This is a genomic window from Winogradskyella thalassocola, assembly GCF_900099995.1.
GTDB classification, from domain to species: Bacteria; Bacteroidota; Bacteroidia; order Flavobacteriales; family Flavobacteriaceae; genus Winogradskyella; species Winogradskyella thalassocola.
Genome location: NZ_FNCZ01000002.1, coordinates 172,468 through 190,627, shown reverse-complemented (window position 1 = coordinate 190,627; position 18,160 = coordinate 172,468). Strand labels below are relative to the sequence as shown.

Sequence of the window (18,160 nt, the reverse complement as noted above, 5' to 3'; positions counted from 1 at the left end):
CATTGCGAGGACGCAGGACGCGGCAATCTGTCTATTATTTAATATCATCACGAGGCTTTCACCAAAGCAATCTGTCTATTATTTACGGTCATTGCGAGCGCAGCCCGGCAATCTGCTTCTTATCTTACGTCATTGCGAGGACGCAGGACGTGGCAATCTGTTTAAAATATACATTTACTGTTTTTTAATACACCCCTTTAATTAATGCTTGAATATAATCTCCATACTTAGATATGGTGACACCACCTTGTACGCGCCATCCATTACCCATTTCCGTATTAATGAGTTTTGCTAACGTACTTGGGTCGGTATGTTCTATAATTTTGTATTCCATAATTTAAATTTCATAGGATTGTTTCTACTTGTGCTCTAAATGCTTTTAAGCGTAGGTCTCCACTTATTAGTTTTGGTAATAGCGTGTCGCGAAGTTTTGTTAGTGATTTTATCTCATTTAAATTATTTGCTTGTTGAACTTCAAATGGACTAACAATAGACTGAAAATTATTTTGAATTTCTAAATTTGGTAATACAATTGGAAAATGTCCAATAACATCAAATGTAATTTGTGGAAATGTTCCAGATCTAGACTCTGCAATCATTTGAAATTCATTAATAGTATCTTGTCTAGTTAAAATTCGGTATAGTAATCTATTATGAATTTTCTCATTATTACGAATAATCATAAACTTTGTTGAAACCACGTAATCACTTGAATCAAAATCTACATATGCATACCTTTTATTTTTAGGTCTTATTTCACTGTATAAAATATCATTTGGTTCAATTACTTTTTTAGCTTGACCTGGCAAACCTTCCGATTCTGAATAATTATTATGTAAAAATGAGCCATTTTGAACATCACCTGTATTAACAAAAACAACCTCTTCTTTACCTTTAAAATCAAATGTTTTTGAATTTTTATAAGCTACTTCATCCAACCGTTTCACCGCCCAACCCTTAGGAATTAACCCCAACTCACTATCTATAAACTCACCATCTTGAAAAAGGCCAAAATCTACAAACCAATGTTTGTAAAGCGCCATAGCCATATCTTCTAAGGTTTTGTTTGTGGCTAGGTTGTTTTCTATTTTATCGTCTATGGCTGATAGGATGTTTGCTATTTGGGTTTGTTCTTTTAGTGGTGGAAGTTGAAGTTCAAAATCTTCAATCATAGATTTTGTTAATGCATTTCTCGTTGCTCCTGCACTCCCTAAAGTTAATAACAAGTCTTTATTTGATTTCTCAAGTAATGAATACATTAAAAATTTAGGGTCTAATAATTCATTATCAGCTCTAATAATTGCAACATGTTGGTTTACTCTTGCAGGCAAAAACTCTTTTGGAACTGAACAAACACGTGCAACAGAATCACCCGTTATATTTAATAACACATCATTTTCTTCAATAGTAACATTGTTTAATTTTACAGCTTGTGCTTCATCAATAAAAGCAAGTCCATTAACAGAGAATTTGAAATCTAAAACGTTTTGACTTCTAATTAATGAAATACCAGATTCTTTGTATGCACCTTTCCCTCCTCTTGGTGTTGCACCACTTCCGATTTTGGTTGTTACTTCAGAAAGCTTGTATGTTTTGCGGTTTTTGGACATTAATTATTTCTTTATAGATGATTTTCCAATAGCTTTAATACGCTGATCTATTGTACCCATATTCTGAGTTACGTCAATTTTCAACTCTTGCTTTTTTATCATTTTACTAATTTTATCTTTCAATGTCCTATTGCCATTACATTTAAAACTTAGATATAAATAAAGTTTGAAAACGGTAGTTTGTTTGAGTATTGGAATATTAATTAAATCTATAAGTTCTTCAATTAAATTAGTATGCCCTTTAATATCTAAATCAACCAAGGAAAAATACAGAATAAGAAGTTTTAACTCATTTCCTTTCTTATTTTGCTTTAACTCATCTATTTTTTCTTTTAGGACAACTTCTAAATTAGCTTGAATTGCCATATCGAAGAAAAATGTTTGAGCTACAATTGGTAAAAATTGAGTAAGAAGTTTAATTAAATCTTCTTCTGTAATTTTATTATTTATCTGATTTATATTTTGTGAGCTAATATCTTCTATTAAAGAAAAGGAGAAAGTACATGTACTATTTAAAATAAAATCAAAAACATCATTATTAAACTCATCCTTTTTTTTAATCTTAGAGTTTCTGTAAACCCTCCCTAATATATAAAGTGCATTCTCTAAATCTTCAGAGCTACCAATTATTTCATCATAGTATTTTTTCGGTTTTACATCGGATATTCTTTGATTTGAAGGAGATAAGGATTCTAATATACCATCTTGTTCTTCTGGCTCGAGAGAGTCTTGAAGAGTTTCTTTGAGTAGGGTATTTATTTCGCCTGAAATATTAAAAGTTTCGTTTACTTTACTCAAAAGCAACGCATCTAAATTATTCAAATCAACATCCTTATTAATATCACTATATATAAGTTTTGTTCGTTCAAAAATCTTTTTAACAAAATCATAATCTTGAGGAATTATACCTGCACAGACTTCAAATTCATTTTTAAATGATAAATAAAAATCATCATTATCAATTACCTGATTTCTAAACTCTTCATCATAAGCCATATAATAACCTAAGAAATATTCAAAAACACCATTCAACCTGAAAGTATAATTTCCATTAGCTTCAGATTTTAAGATTCCCTTTTCTATTAACAAATCTGATAATGTTCTAGTTTCTATAACAAATCTCTTATTATCTGTTTTATACTCATCAATAAAATCAACTAACTGTCCATACTTTACCAAATAATTATGTTCTTGATAAGTAGTAGCTAACTTATGAGCAAAAGCACTTAGAAAATCTTTTAAATCATCAAAATCAATTTTATATTGTTTTGAAAGAATAAAATTATCTTTATCCAATAAACTATCAATATATAGCTCTATTAATTGAAAATTATTCCCAAGATTAACGTCAATATTCTTTTGAAAAATCCAGAGAAACAATGAAACCGTCCAATAGTTTGAAGGAATATTTAATTGATTAAATACTACATGTATTTTCTCTATAACTTGAGTTCTTTTATCATCAGACATGTCTGGCCACTTGTCCGCTAATTCTCTGATTTCTGCCCTAGTTAAGTCATGCAAATATCTATTCACAAAACTTATATTCCCTATTAAACCTCCTGCAAAAGAAGAAAAAATGGTTTCGTTACTCGCAGCGATAATAGAACAGTTTTTATGTAAATCTAAAAATTCAGAAAGTGGATTTAAAATCAAATTTTCGTTTTCATCAAAATTATCTAACATGATTTTTAAATGGTAATCTTCTAGTAAATTTGACGCATTCTTTTTATTTGTTTCATAAAAATCACTTAAACTATCTATTATATCTAGAGCCGTTTTGGTGTTCATAAGAACTTTACAGTCAATATATATTGACAATATTTTTAGAGAATGAAAATTATGCAAGATGTCTAATGACATTTTATAAAGTGTTGCTGATTTTCCACTCTTATCTTTTCCAAATAAAATTTGATTTTCTTTCTTATTTAATATTAAATCTTTTAAACTATACCTTTTCTTGTTTTTTGGATTAGGGTTGCTTTGAGATTCAGCTTTAATAATTGGATTCGTAAATAAATTCAAAAAGTCATTTTCTTCTTTAATTTCCTTATAAGACAAGAATAATTTGTTAGCTTCTTTTGATTGTTGCTCGAATCTTTTACGAATAGTTACTCTAAATTTATTTTGTTTTTGTTTTTCATTATCTACTGGGATTTGAGACTTCCTTTGGTCGCCAAAATAGAATGTTTCTTCATTTTTATTATACATCACATTTGTAAGACCTAACTCAAATGATTCTATATCAACATCAATAATTGTATACCCTATATTATCTTTTTCTCCACTTAATGTCGCAGAAGACGTTGAGTGATAGATGCCAATACCTGAAGTTACATGCAATGTATCTCTATTTGCATGAACATGTCCCGAGTACATCATGTCATAATCCTTAAAAATAATGTCTTCTAATGCATATTGATTCCAGTGCCTAAAGTCACTTAGCGGATGATGAAGCATTATTATTTTTAGATCACACTTCCCAAGCTCTCTAGTTGCTTTTTTTAAATAATGAATTGGATACATTAAATTGCCTGAATCTGTATCAGAATCATTTGCACGCCAAGCAGAATTTATAGTTGTTATCCCTACTTTTTTTCCATTAAAATCTCGTACGTGATTTGTGTATAAATTATCTACCGAATTATCTTTAAAAGTAGCGACATGCTGTTGATAAAATCTTTCCTGAAATTCATAATAATTAAGCAAATTATCTAGACTAAATTTTAATGATCTACCTTCATTCTTTAAAACAAAATCATCCAAATCATCATTATTATTTATCTCAAACAAAGAACTACCTATTTCTTCTAATTCTTGATTTCTAAAAACATCATGATTACCAGGGCAAATAAAAATAGATGTTTTATTAATTTCTAAAACAGTTGATATTTTATTAAAAAACAATTCCTCAAACTCATTAAAAGCCTTTATTTCATCTCCTTTATAAACTAAATCTCCCGAAAATAATACTAAATCTATTTTACCTTTATATTTAATCAAGCTCTCTGTTAAGAATTCCACCAATCTAATTTCATCCTCTTTATACTTATCACTTCCATCATAATGGAAATCTGTTAAATGTAGAATCTTCATATTATAATCTTTCAAAATTTTCTAAAATCTGTTGCTGCAACGCATTCCCTTTTTTAAACTGCGCTTCCAATTGCATTTTTAAGGTTTCCATTTTATCTTCAAACGGAATACCATCATCTTCTACAGCTTCTGTACCAACGTAAATACCTGGTGTAAGTTTGTAGTCTTGTTTTTGTACTTCTTCTAGGGTGGCGCTGTATGAGAAACCTGCTTGGTCTTCGTAAGAGGCAGATTGCTTCACTTCGCTCGCAATGACGTTTCGCCAGTTGTGATATGTTTCGGTGACTTTATTAATATCATCATCTGTAAACACACGTAGCTTTCTACTTTCCATAGTACCCATTTTAGAAGTATCTATAAAAAGTATTTCGTTAGTTCGTTCGCGATGGATACCATCTTTGCCATCTCTGTTTTTACTGAGTATAAAAATACAGGCAGGAATCCCTGTAGTTAAAAACAGTTTGTCTGGTAACCGCACAATACAATCTACCATACTGTGATCTACCATATGTTGGCGTACGTTTTTCTCTCCTTTATTGTTAGAGGTCATGGCTCCATTTGCCATTACTACACTTGCCGTACCTTTATCACTTAAGTGACTCCAAAACGTTTGCATCCACATATAATTGGCACTACCATCGGTGGTAAACTCATCTTTAGGTCCAAAGAGTCGTGGGTCGTTTTCTGGTAAATCTTCGGGATGCCATTGACTCACATTAAAAGGTGGATTTACGATGATGAAGTCTGCCTTTAAATCTGGAAACTTATCTTGTAATAAAGAATCGCCTAAACGGACATCAAAAGACAAGTCTCGTAAAGCGAGGTTCATTTTACATAAACGCAACGTACCATCGTAACGTTCTTGTCCGTAAATGGAAATGTTCTTTTTGTCTCCGTTATGCGCTTGTAAAAACTTTAAGGATTGCACAAACATACCTCCAGAACCACAAGCGGCATCAAAGATTTTGCCTTCGTATGGCTCTATCATTTCTACCAACAAACGCACAATACTACCTGGTGTAAAGAATTGGCCTGCACCAGAACCTTCTGCTATAGCAAACTTACCAATGTAATACTCGTAGACACGCCCAAGAATATCACTATCTGGGTTTTCTTTTTCAGATAGTTTAGGATTGGCTAATAAATTAATTAAACCTGCCACTTGTTTAGCTGTTAATTGGCTTTTCACAAAGATGCGTGGCAATATCCCTTTTAAGTCGGGTCGGTAGTTGGCTAAGGTATCGTCTAAAATATCAAAGGCATTATCGACTAATACTTTTATATTGTCTTGCTCCGCACTATCCTGTAGAAATTGCCAAGTGGCTTTTTCTGGAATGATATAGGTGTTTTTAGACAGGTACTCGTCTGGGTCTTCAAGGACGTAATTTTGTTCTTCATTGTCCTCTGTATAGTAATCCGATTTTGGATCTTGCAATAGCGTTTTTAAACTGTCGCGTCGCAACTCATACCGTTCAGAGACATGCTTTAAAAATATGAGAGGTAAGATGTAATCTTTATATTGGTTTTCGGCAACAGCACCTCGGAGTTCATTGGCAGCTTTCCAGAGTTCTTGCTCGAAATTGATATCGGCCTTAGTTAGTTTTTTGGTCATAAATTGGCATTAGTAATTCTGCGTTTAAATAAACGCAAAACGATCGGTCAATTATAATTTAAATGTAGGGAGTCTAAAGATAGGAAAAGTAACATGTTTCCAAAATGAAAGCTGTAGTATTTTCATAAGATAATCACTAAACAAAAAAGTGCTCCATCATGAAGCACTTAAAAACACTGAAATGCCTAATTAATCTTCCTCCGCAAACAAAAACTCATGAATTTTTATCAAATCCCCGCGTCCCATTTGCACTAAATCTTTTGAGGCTTTTAGAAAAATACCAAGAGACCGTTCGTTATAAACCAATTTCATGTCTTCTGAATAATCCGTGACGACATACATGTCTCCTTCCAACTTAAAAAAGGGTATAATCAGCTTACTTTTTACCTTCACCCCTTTGTTCACGACTCGTCCTTCTTTTAAAGTACTTTCTAAAGTGGACTCATCTTTTTCGCTTGAGGAAACTTTAACATAAGCAACCATCATGTTCATCCATTCTACATCATCAATTAAGTACCAGGTTATTTTATTAAAATTAATGCCGCTTTCACTAATCCATCCTTGACTCGTAAAGGCAAACAACACTTGTTTTTTACCGTTTAGTTCAGGCTTATCTTCTGGTGTAAATTCTTGTATCTTATAAGAAATAACAGATACTGCAGACATATCTTTAAGCTTCTTACCATCGAAGTCTAAGGTCTTTAAAGAAAAGCTTGATAACTCCGGGTGATTCGCCAAGATATACTGTGTAGCTTTAAGCTCCGCTTGTTCTTCCATTTGTTTTACCGCAGCAATACCAGCACCAATAGCAAGCAACCCTCCTGCAACAGCACCTGCTATAGCTCCATCGTTTTGTGCTTTGACGTGAGTTGGCAGTATCATTAAGCAAATGATCATAAAAAGTAATAGTTTTTTCATTTTGAATGTATTTAGAGTATTGTGATTGTTCTTAATAAACAAACATAAATGAAACTATACGACAGACCTTACGGTATTCCGTAATGAAAAACGCGCTACGCTCTATTAACATCCCAAACCCAGAATCACGCATCTCGAATCACCAAAACAAGCTAATCTTTTGATCTAGCAAGAATAGAAGATATGGATTTGTACCCCTCTACAAAATTAACTCCAATAGACACATAAGGTCTTCCGTTTTCACCTACTAAATACCAACCATAACCAACTTTAACTGAGCGCAGCAAAGTAGACACAGATAATCCTAAGCCAACATTGGTGTTCTCATTACCATCTTGAAGAACTAATAGTTCTGGCCCAAAACTTGGATTAATAAAATTTTTAAAGAAGCTTGCTCCTTTATTTAATTTATAATGAAAACTGATACCAGAGCTACCTGCGGGTTGAAAATTTGCATTATTCTGATTAATAGTGTTTACCCATGAAAATCCACCACTAGGAGTGGTTTCCCATCCATAATCTTCATATTCAAAAGTAGTAGTAAATGAGACATTCCCATCAGAGGTATTTATAATTGTTACAACAAGTTTATCCTTTGGTTGCGGGTTAACCATACTTGTATTTACCTCTGCCTGAATTGGTTCTCTCTTAGTTGTCTCTATTTCGAAATTATAAACTAAACTCGTTTTATTATCACTGTTCCTTGACGTAATATTTTTCTCAAAATTAACCTGATTAGTTTCAACATTCACATCAAAATAGCCACTTACAGCAATCGGAACAACACTTCCATCTATTCTTTTTAGATAAGCACTTGCTGATAATTGTGTTGACTTTTCAAGTTTACTATATATTTCTTCTTTAAATAAAATGTTAATAATAGATCCAGGTCTTATATAATGATATGAGGATAAATTTGAAGGTTTTGAGATCACATCATTCCCATTTAGTCTTGGATTCCTAACAATAAATTCTGTAAATGCTATTGGGTTTCTAATATCATTCTCAAACCAAAAATCGTTATCCTTTTTTTCAGCTTCTTTCGATCTCATCATAGGATTAAGCAACGTACTGACATCAAAATTAGTGTTGGCTTCAACAGACTTAGCTTTTAACTGTTCGTTAAACTCAAAAAGCAATGCCTTTATATTCACTATTTCCAAATGCAACACTTCGACTTTACTTTCATAAACTTTTATTAATGAATTACTTGGATCACTTTCATTTAATGCCACAAGGAAACTTTGGGCTTGTTTTAATGCGTTTTGTTTAGTTTCTAAAGCTTTATTTTGATCTTCAATTTTCGCTTCTATAGTTTTGATTGTGTCTTGCTCTTGAGAAAAAATGAATGAGGTACATAAAACTAATGTAAACAAAAGGCCTCTTTTTAAATTTTTCATTATATAGTTGGTTTTAATTAATAATTCAAACTAAAAGTATTGAGTAAAGCTCCCTCAATAAAAGCAAACTAAACAATAACCGTATCCTCCAGCACCACAGACACAGGCCGATGATCACTAGAAATGGTCTTACTGTTAGAATTGGCATTCACCCGCTCAAAAATCTCATGCTCCACCTTACCTGCTTTCGCATTCACCTTTAGCGGAAAACTGCCATTGCACAAAGGTTGACTCACTAAAATATGATCGATAAGCAAAGGGTTTTTACTGGCTGGAATTTTGAGAATGGGATCTCTAAAGCGTGCTGTCCAGCGCAGATCTTTAGCCACATCAAACAACACGTGGTTAAAATACTTTTCGGCCATCAAAACTTCTCCTTGCAGATTCTGTATCAGATCAAAAAACAGATAGTTAGATTCAAAATAATCTTGTCCAGGGCCATCATTACAATCTCCTAAAATCACTAAAGCCGGGGCTTCTAATTGTCTAAACTTCGCATCGACATAATGCCGAATATTACGGGCTTCGGTAGCGAGTTTCACGCGGGCTTTTAAAGCAGTGTTCACATAATCACCAGTGAGGTTCTGCTCAGCATCATAAGTAATGGGGTCTTTATTAATCTTAGATTTAAGATGCACGCCAATGCATTCAATTTCTTTACCGTCATCTAATTTATAAATGAGAACTTGCGGCTGACGGTAATGCTCGTGGTTGTCGCGTTCAAACTGGCCCCAGTAATTCACCTGCCAATTATCACGACCAATAAAAGAGTGCCAAACTGTAGCGGCTTGTATACGGCATTGCGGTAACACCGATGGCTTTACCAAATACCACACCCACTGTGTGCCACGCATATCGTAACCATAATCCCGATCCCGATCTCCCACTCCATCAGTTGGGCCTTGCAAAAGCACAGGTACCCAGGCATTGTCTAATACCTTATGGCAAAAGTCAATAATCTTAGCTTCCCCTTTCGGGCCTTCAACCACTAATAGGATGTCGGCGTTAATTAGAGTAATGGTGTCTTTAACACGCCCAATCCGCTCTAAGATATCTGCAGTTGGATGGTCTTCAATAAGTTTCTGGCTGTGTTTTACGTTCCAAGTTGAAATTTTTAGTGACATAATTCGCTGATATGATGTTGACTAGTGATAAAAATAATGACTATGTATACAGCAAACCATACCCAGTACTGGGTAATCTTGCTAGCGTTTGTCAACAACGAATTATAGTAATTCATACGGCTAAGGATACCGTATTTAAGGATTGTAATAAAACTACAAATAATAGTTAAGTCATTAATAATAAACAAGATAAAACACCAAATTCATCTTTATAATGCCTTTTTCACATCTAAAGATGAAATATATTCCCCAACACCTAATCCCCAACACCTAATCCCTATTCCCTATTCCCTATTCCCTAATCCCTAATCCCTAATCCCCGATCAACCAAAAACCAACCAACAAAAAATCCCGCAAAGGAAACCAATGCGGGATTCAAACAAAACTTAAAGCCTAAAAGCTAACAGCCAAAGGCTAAAAGCCAAAAGCCAACAGCCACCAGCTAAACACCACCAGCAATCTTCATACAATGACCTTGAGCAAGCTCATAAAGCTCACCATTAACCTCTTGGTAAAACACTATAGCCGTACCTGCAAACAAAGCTGTGGTAACAGGTATAGGGGCATAAGCGGTTAAGTCAATCGTCAAATCGGTAGCCGCACCAACCATACCCGTTAATGGGATGGCAGCACTATAAGTCACACTTCCAACACCATTGGGAGCGTCCTCCACAGGTTCGTAAGACTTTAAGGCAGGTTCCCACTCGTAATTACTCGTATAACCTGCCGCTAAAGCCAACTTACAATGGGTGGCTCCTTCGGGTTGAGTAATATACGTATCCGTACTAAAATCTGGAATAGACCACGTCACCGTATCACGACTAGCATTAATAACCGGTCCTGTTGATGGTGCATTAAAATGACTATCAAAAGGTTTAGTCACATTAAAATTAAGGCCTACTAAAGACACTACATTATCGACCACGTTAATGGTACGTTCGCCTCGCAGTCCAACACCACTTGGTAAAACACCACGGAGCTTTCCTGTAATTCTAGCACTCAGATAAGTATCTCCCACAAGACGAGCAATAGTAGCAAAACTGTCTCTAAAAGCTTTACTACAGCGCGCCGCACCACCAAACTCTTGCATGTTTTCTCGGGTACGTTTATAAGCAGGATCATTAAGAATACGATTTCTACTGACACCGCTCTTCGTCTTTACGAAGTTCTTACCGTTCTTTCTAAAAAAGGTTAAACCATCTAAGGTACCTTCCAGTCTAATAAATGAATTATTTTTTGCCATGATAAAAAGATTTAGGACATGTATAATTTATGGCATATTAAAATTATAACACATCGGGTTAATGACCCAAAACGATTTTGGGTACTACAGTAAATAGGGGATTACTACCAATATCAAATTGGTTAAACCTAGCTGACTATAAATCCGGATCTTATAGCTTGCAAACGATCACTTTGCTAAACAGCTAGACATCAAACATATATAAAATATTTTAACTCGTAACCGTTTCATTTTTAAGTATTTACAACAAAATGAGCGTTTTTGAAATAATTTTTCAAAATCCAAGCAAAAAACAATCCTAAAATTGAAGAATTATTAGCAACACCCGAAACCGCATTGAAAATTCAATAAAAATGACTCCTAAGTATTTTTTTAACACCATAAACTACTACTTATCAATAATTTACAAAAACTTTAAGAAGAGCTCCGTCGGGTATGCGTCGGGTATACGTCGGGTGTACGTCGGGTAAACCTCGGGTCAGGCGAGTAACATTTTAATGAGTGATATAGTAGCTAATAGGATGCGGAGAAATGCAAACACAATACCCCCATAAAACAACACACTCCATATCATACAGCAGAAGCATCATAAATAACATGGTCATTGTAAGGACGAAGGACACGACAATCTCATTAAAGGAACACACAAGGAACAAGCCAACAGAGCCAAATACATGCCGACAAATTTAGAAATTACAAGAAAATAATGCCATATTGAGGAAAACCGCACATACCTGCAAAAGAGTGTAAATCTAAACGCTCGGATTATCTATATAAAAGTAGTATTGCAGTGGTATTAGTATTTGTAATTGGCACGGTCATATACAATTATATAACTAGGCAACGCTGGATGGTTTGGAATGAAAACACTTATGTAGAAGTAAATTTTGATGTCAATAAATACGATGTTAATCAGCTAAAAATATTTAAAGAAGAGCGGATAGAACTTTTTAAAAAAGTGACACCGCATTGTGAGGATCAATTCTTTAATAATAACGGTAGTGTAAAAATTTGGTATGGTAAGAACAAAGAAAAGGAATTAGAATACGTTACAGCTCTAGGTTTACATCCTGAAACGGGAAAAACACTGAAGCCGATTACGCAGTATATGATTAATAAACATATATGCAACTAGACAATCAATATGGTAAGATTTTTCAAAAAGCGCCTTTTAAAATCCATAACAATACCATGGCATTGCTGACTTCTACTATTATAAAGCTCAACAGCGAAGATTAAGCGAAGCTAAATCGAGTAAACAAAAAAGCCCCTTAACAATACCCTAGCATTCCACCCCTTCACTATCCTATCCAAGATCTCAGACGTAAACACCTTTCTATTAAAGATATAAATAAAACCTAAAAATTATTACACCATTAATAGCGAATAATTTCATCCATTTAATTCTCCGCATATAATTAATTTGTATATTGATTAACAATTAATTTTAAACCGAACCTAGTATTGAAGACCAGTATCTTATTAGTTGATGATGATGAAGACGACAGACTGTTCTTCCAAGAAGCTATCGAAGAAATAAATGAAGACATTTGTTTTAAAAGTCTCAATAATGGACTAGAAGCTTTAGAATATTTGGCAACTTGCCACACATTACCGGATGCCATATTCTTAGACATTAATATGCCTATTGTAGACGGCCATAAATGTTTAGAACAGCTAAGATCTAATATTAACTACGATACAATTGTAGTATTTATGTATTCCACATCTAGTGTACCGCAAACGATAACTAAGCTGCAAGAAGCTGGTGCCGATTTCTACATTCATAAACCTATCAGTTTTAACGCATTGAAGGAACTTATAAAGCGAGCATTAGACCTATTACCTCGAAATACAGTAGAAAACAAACAAGAAAAGTTATTTTTTATTACCAGTGAAAATGAATAGTAAAACCCTATTTTTTTTAAACGATGGTGGTGAAATGGGTAAAATTATGCGCCAGAAAGATTGGTCTAAAACTCCAATTGGCCCACCCATAGATTGGCCATCAAGTCTAAAGACAACTTTGAGCATAATGCTCAATTCCAAATTTCCGATGTTTCTTTTTTGGGGATCAGAACATATCTGCTTTTACAACGATGCTTACAGACCCAGCTTAGGAAACGAAGGAAAACATCCCGAAATTTTAGGCCAAAAGGCTGAAATTTATTGGGCAGAAATATGGGATATCATAAGCCCTCAAATTTATTCAATTCTCGCAGGCGGACCTGCCACGTGGAACGAAAACCAACTCATACCCTTTTATAGAAACGGACAAATGGAAGATATTTACTGGACGTATAGCTATAGTCCAGTAACAAATGAATTAGGTCAAATTGAAGGAGTATTTACCACTTGTACCGAAACAACGAGTAGTGTCATCAACCTCGCTAAAATTGAAACGAGTAAGGACGAATTAGAATTCGCCATAGATGCTGCCGATTTAGGCACATGGGATTTCAGCCCTTTAACCAATACTTTTAGAGGGAACAACCGATTAAAAGATTGGTTTGGATTACCTCATAATAACGACATTTTCTTAGATGATGCCATTGCTGCCATAATTGAATCTGATAAAAAAAGAGTCCTAAAACAAATTGAACTCTCACTAAACGATTATGAATCTGGTGGTAGATATGATGTCACATACGTTATAAAAAATAAAACAACGCAACAAGAACGGATCGTACGTGCTCTAGGAAGAGCCTGGTTTAATGAGGAAAAAATAGCCTATAGATTTAACGGCATTTTACAAGATATTACCCAACGCGAAAAAGCGATGAATGAGCTAAAGGCAAGTGAAGAACGCTTTCGTAATTTGGTAAAAAATGCACCTATGGGTATTGCGATATTAGATAGCGAAAATTTCGTTATTAAGATGGCAAACGATATGGCCTTAAACATATGGCAACGCACTTCTAAAGAAGCATTACACAAACCGCTTTTTGATGTATTGACAGAAATTAAGGAAAGTATTCTTCCGATTTTTCAGGCTGTTAAAAAGAATAAAAAGGCCCAACACGGCACAGAATATCCTTTTAAATTAGAACGGAATGGTGTAACACAGATAGAGTATTTTAATTTTATTTTTCAACCTCTTATTAAAGATGATAAAGTTGTAGAGCTGATACTAGTAGCTTACGAGGTTTCGGACATGGTTAAAGCAAGGTTTGAGCTTCAAGAGTCCCAAAAACAATTCCAAAATTTCGTAGAGCAATCTCCAATTGCAATGGGTATCGTAAAAGGTGATAACCTGAGCATAGAAATGGCAAACAACGCCTTGCTGAACACCTTTTGGCGTAAAAAGAAAGAGGACGTTATTGGTAAAGAATTATTAGAGATTTTCCCCGATTTAAAGGGTTCTAAATACCCTGAAATCTTTAGAGATATCATCAGAACAGGGGTTGGTGTCTCTGAAAATGAATCTTACGTCGTATTAGAAAGCGATGATGGTATTAAGGAATTTTACTCCGATTACGATTATCAACCATTATATGAATTAGACGGTTTGGTCTCTAGTGTTATGGTCATCGGAACTGATACGACCGAACGTGTTTTGGCTCGAAAGAAATTGGAAGAATTTTCAAAAAATTTAGAAGAGCAAGTGCAACAACGTACCCGCGAATTAAATACGGCTAATAAAAAATTGAAACAATCATTAATTAGCCTTCAAAAGACCAATGATGAGCTTGAAGCTTTTGCCTATATTTCTAGTCATGATTTGCAAGAACCGTTAAGAAAAATCCAAATGTTTACCAATCGCTTGGTAGAAAGAGAAACGAATAACCTTTCAGAAAAAGGAGTTAATGACGTCACTAAGATCTTGCTCTCTGCTCAACGCATGCGTAAGCTGATAGAAGATCTTTTAGAATACTCTAGAAGTGACGACACGGGTACGAACTTCAAATCTACTAATTTGAAAGATTTACTACTGCAAGTCATTGAGAATTTAAATTCAAAAATCGAAGCTACAAATACGTCAATAACTTACGATGAGCTTTGTACAACAAGTGTTGTGCCTTTTCAAATTAAGCAAGTCTTTCAAAATCTAATAGAAAATTCTATTAAATTTGTACAACCCGATACTGAGCCTAAAATTAAAATTACGACGGAAAAAGTTCTTGGAAATACAACGGGAATAAAAACGTTAGTGGACGAGCAAACGTATTATAAGATGTCGTTTAAAGATAACGGTATTGGTTTTCAACCTGAGCATTCCGAACAGATCTTTGAACTTTTCAAAAGACTTCATGGTAAACTAGAATATCAAGGCACAGGTATCGGATTAGCAATTGTAAAGAAAATATGCCATAATCATAAAGGTGCTATCATGGCAACTGCCGAACTTAATAAGGGAGCAACGTTTTCATTATTTCTACCTGAGGAATTATGAGGAGATGCGTTTAAATAATATAGTATTCAAACTATGATATATTAACCCGCACCACTATTCCTATTATAAATATATCGATTTAGGTAACCGAAAATTAAATTTATAAAAAGAATTAGGAATGTTGCTGAGATTAACTCAACGTACATATTTAAGGCTGCCAAACAACCTAAACTTGCACTGCACCATATTGAAGCAGCTGTAGCTAGCCCAGATACACTTTTTTCTTTTTTCATTATTACGCCAGCTCCTAGAAATCCGACACCAACCACAATCTGACTTATTATTCTACTCATATCCACATAGTTTACTCCCATATAGGTATAAGATATATTGACATATATAGCTGCCCCTACAGCCACCAAAGCATTCGTTTTTAATCCGGCATTCTTATTTTTCATCTGTCGCTCTAAGCCAATAATGACACCTGCCATCATTGCGGTAGCAATTGAAATTATAAAATCTATATGACTTAATTCATTCATAATTCTAAATTATCATTTTTTTTAAATAAATAAAAAATACTGTGTTTTAGGGTTATTGATTTATGCGGATGAGTTAACCAATGTTACCTGATTACGTAATTTTAGATTCTATTAGAATTTTAAAAATCAATACGATGGCAAAGCAAAAACCCTCCACTAACGAAAAAGCAAAAGACTTAAAGCAATTTGAAAAAAATGCTGAAAATAAAGTCATGACTACAAACCAAGGTCTAAAAGTTAATGACACCAATAATTCTCTAAAAGCTGGAGAACGCGGTTCTACCCTATTGGAAGATTTTCTATTGCGAGAAAAAATTACGCATTTTGACCATGAGCGTATCCCAGAACGTATTGTGCATGCTAGAGGAAGTGCCGCTCATGGGTACTTTGAGCTCTACAAGAGCATCGAAAAATATAGTAAAGCTGGCATTTTTACGGACACCAATAGAATAACACCCGTATTTGCAAGGTTTTCTACGGTAGCGGGCTCAAAAGGTTCAGCCGATTTAGCTAGAGATGTGAGAGGATTTGCTGTTAAGTTCTATACGCAAGAAGGCACATGGGATTTGGTTGGTAATAATATGCCCATATTTTTCATTCAGGATGCGATGAAGTTTCCAGATTTAATTCATTCTGTAAAACCCGAGCCTAATAAAGAAATTCCCCAAGCAGCGTCTGCACATGACACCTTTTATGATTTTATATCGCATTCTACAGAAACGTTACACAATCAAATATGGGTGATGAGTGATCGTGCTATTCCTCGAAGTCTGCGTATGATGGAAGGCTTCGGCATACATACGTTTAGATTGATAAACAAAAAAGGGGAATCACACTTTGTAAAATTCCATTGGAAACCCCTATTAGGAGTGCATTCTGTAACCTGGGATGAAGCTGTAAAAATCAATGGCGCAGATGCCGATTTTCATAGACGAGATTTATGGGATGCTATTGAGGCCGGACAATATCCGGAATGGGAACTGGGCATCCAAGTGGTAGCCGAAGAAGATGAACACAAGTTTGAATTTGATTTACTCGATCCTACAAAGCTCATTCCAGAAGAATTAGTTCCTGTTGAAATAATTGGAAAAATGACCTTAAATAGAAATCCAGAAAATTTCTTTGCTGAGACTGAACAAGTCGCATTTTTACCAGGCCATATCGTTCCAGGAATAGACTTTACAAATGATCCCTTACTTCAAGGTCGCTTATTCTCTTATCGCGACACGCAGCTATCGCGTTTAGGTGGTCCAAATTTTCATCAAATCCCAATAAATAGACCTATTGGAGAGGTTCATAATAATCAACGAGATGGTCATATGCAAATGGATATACCTAAAGGTCAGACGGCGTATTTTCCTAATACTTTAGGTGGTGGCTGTCCACATTTGGCTAAAATGAGTGAAGGAGCCTTCACATCCTATGAAGAACGTATTGATGCTAATAAAATAAGAACACGCAGTGAGAGTTTTAACGATCATTTTTCACAACCAGCACTATTTTATAGAAGTTTAGCAGATTGGGAACAGCAACATGTTGCCGAGGCCTACACTTTTGAGCTTGGTAAATGCAATCAAAAACATATAAAAGAACGTATGCTCTGGCTGATCGCACAAATAGATAAAGATTTAGCCACAAAAGTAGCAGAAGGTTTGGGGCTTAAAATTCCTAATACAATTGAGCAACCTATAAATCAAGCCATTGGAGCCGATGCCAACGTTAAAAAACATCAACCTCCAAAAAAGAAAAACTATTTAGATAAAGATAAAGCGCTAAGTCAGGCAAATACAAAATTTAATAGTATTGCAACACGACAAATCGCAGTGTTAATAAGCGATGGTTTTTCAATGAAGGATTATAACGCTATGAAAAAAGCTCTAGAAAAGGAGAACGCCATGGTCAAATTAATAGCTCCTCATGGTGGAACGGTAATATGTGACGAAAATATGGAACACCAAGTGGATGCAGCCATCATGACTACGGAAAGTGTATTATTCGATGCCGTATATATTCCTGGTGGTAAAAAATCTATCGACAAATTATTAAAAGAAGCAAAATATAAGAAGTTTGTAAACGAAGCTTTTAAACACTGTAAAGCTATTGCGGTAGATAATGAAGGTGAACATTTTATTGACAAAACGTTCGTAGCAGATTATAAAGATGATAAAGCCGTATTTATTAATGAGAATCCTAAAGCGTTTATTGAAGCTATTTCGAAACACCGAAATTGGGATAGAATGGAAATAGCGGCTCTAGTTCCAGCCTAAATAAAAGATAAATAG

The 18,160-nt window shown here is 34.5% G+C and carries 13 protein-coding genes; 4 read left to right on the top strand and 9 right to left on the bottom strand.

Annotation, left to right across the window (positions count from 1 at the left end):
* Positions 1–184: 184 nt before the first annotated feature.
* From BLT80_RS07800 to BLT80_RS07765, 8 genes are all read right to left on the bottom strand, one after another.
* A complete protein-coding gene (locus BLT80_RS07800; RefSeq protein WP_092467059.1) occupies positions 185–334 on the bottom strand; it encodes a DUF1737 domain-containing protein in 150 nt (49 codons plus the stop codon).
* A gap of 10 nt (positions 335–344) precedes the next feature.
* Positions 345–1,610 carry a restriction endonuclease subunit S gene (locus tag BLT80_RS20030; RefSeq protein ID WP_092467058.1) on the bottom strand — a complete coding sequence of 422 codons (1,266 nt, stop codon included), beginning with the start codon at positions 1,608–1,610 and terminating at the stop codon, positions 345–347.
* A 3-nt stretch (positions 1,611–1,613) separates the two neighbouring features.
* The gene (locus tag BLT80_RS07790; protein WP_139181035.1) at positions 1,614–4,706 is read right to left on the bottom strand and encodes a metallophosphoesterase; all 3,093 of its coding nucleotides are present in this window, start codon (positions 4,704–4,706) and stop codon (positions 1,614–1,616) included.
* A 1-nt stretch (position 4,707) separates the two neighbouring features.
* Positions 4,708–6,318, bottom strand: a complete 1,611-nt coding sequence (locus tag BLT80_RS07785; protein WP_092467056.1) for a type I restriction-modification system subunit M — start codon at positions 6,316–6,318, stop codon at positions 4,708–4,710.
* A gap of 189 nt (positions 6,319–6,507) precedes the next feature.
* Complete coding sequence (locus BLT80_RS07780; protein ID WP_245710179.1) at positions 6,508–7,215, bottom strand: hypothetical protein; 708 nt, start codon at positions 7,213–7,215, stop codon at positions 6,508–6,510.
* A 173-nt stretch (positions 7,216–7,388) separates the two neighbouring features.
* On the bottom strand, positions 7,389–8,636 hold the full coding sequence (locus tag BLT80_RS07775) for a kinetochore Spc7 family protein (RefSeq protein ID WP_092467054.1): 1,248 nt from the start codon (positions 8,634–8,636) through the stop codon (positions 7,389–7,391).
* 68 nt (positions 8,637–8,704) lie between these two features.
* Positions 8,705–9,760, bottom strand: a complete 1,056-nt coding sequence (locus BLT80_RS07770; protein WP_092467053.1) for a hypothetical protein — start codon at positions 9,758–9,760, stop codon at positions 8,705–8,707.
* Positions 9,761–10,202: 442 nt separating this feature from the next.
* Positions 10,203–11,003, bottom strand: a complete 801-nt coding sequence (locus BLT80_RS07765) for a hypothetical protein (protein WP_092467052.1) — start codon at positions 11,001–11,003, stop codon at positions 10,203–10,205.
* Positions 11,004–11,793: 790 nt separating this feature from the next.
* On the opposite strand from BLT80_RS07765, the gene BLT80_RS07760 reads away from it, so the two are divergent.
* From BLT80_RS07760 to BLT80_RS07750, 3 genes are all read left to right on the top strand, one after another.
* On the top strand, positions 11,794–12,138 hold the full coding sequence (locus BLT80_RS07760; protein ID WP_139181034.1) for a hypothetical protein: 345 nt from the start codon (positions 11,794–11,796) through the stop codon (positions 12,136–12,138).
* Between the two features lie 329 nt (positions 12,139–12,467).
* Positions 12,468–12,911, top strand: a complete 444-nt coding sequence (locus BLT80_RS07755) for a response regulator (RefSeq protein WP_175455568.1) — start codon at positions 12,468–12,470, stop codon at positions 12,909–12,911.
* The gene (locus tag BLT80_RS07750) at positions 12,904–15,396 is read left to right on the top strand and encodes a PAS domain-containing sensor histidine kinase (protein WP_092467049.1); all 2,493 of its coding nucleotides are present in this window, start codon (positions 12,904–12,906) and stop codon (positions 15,394–15,396) included. The genes BLT80_RS07755 and BLT80_RS07750 overlap by 8 nt, the downstream gene beginning before the upstream one ends.
* Positions 15,397–15,437: 41 nt before the next feature.
* On the opposite strand, the gene BLT80_RS07745 is transcribed toward BLT80_RS07750, so the two are convergent.
* Positions 15,438–15,878: an MgtC/SapB family protein gene (locus tag BLT80_RS07745; protein ID WP_092467048.1), complete on the bottom strand. Its 441-nt coding sequence runs from the start codon at positions 15,876–15,878 to the stop codon at positions 15,438–15,440.
* Between the two features lie 134 nt (positions 15,879–16,012).
* Here BLT80_RS07745 and BLT80_RS07740 point away from each other — a divergent pair, with 134 nt between their 5' ends.
* Complete coding sequence (locus BLT80_RS07740; RefSeq protein ID WP_092467312.1) at positions 16,013–18,145, top strand: catalase; 2,133 nt, start codon at positions 16,013–16,015, stop codon at positions 18,143–18,145.
* The last annotated feature ends 15 nt before the right edge of the window (positions 18,146–18,160 follow it).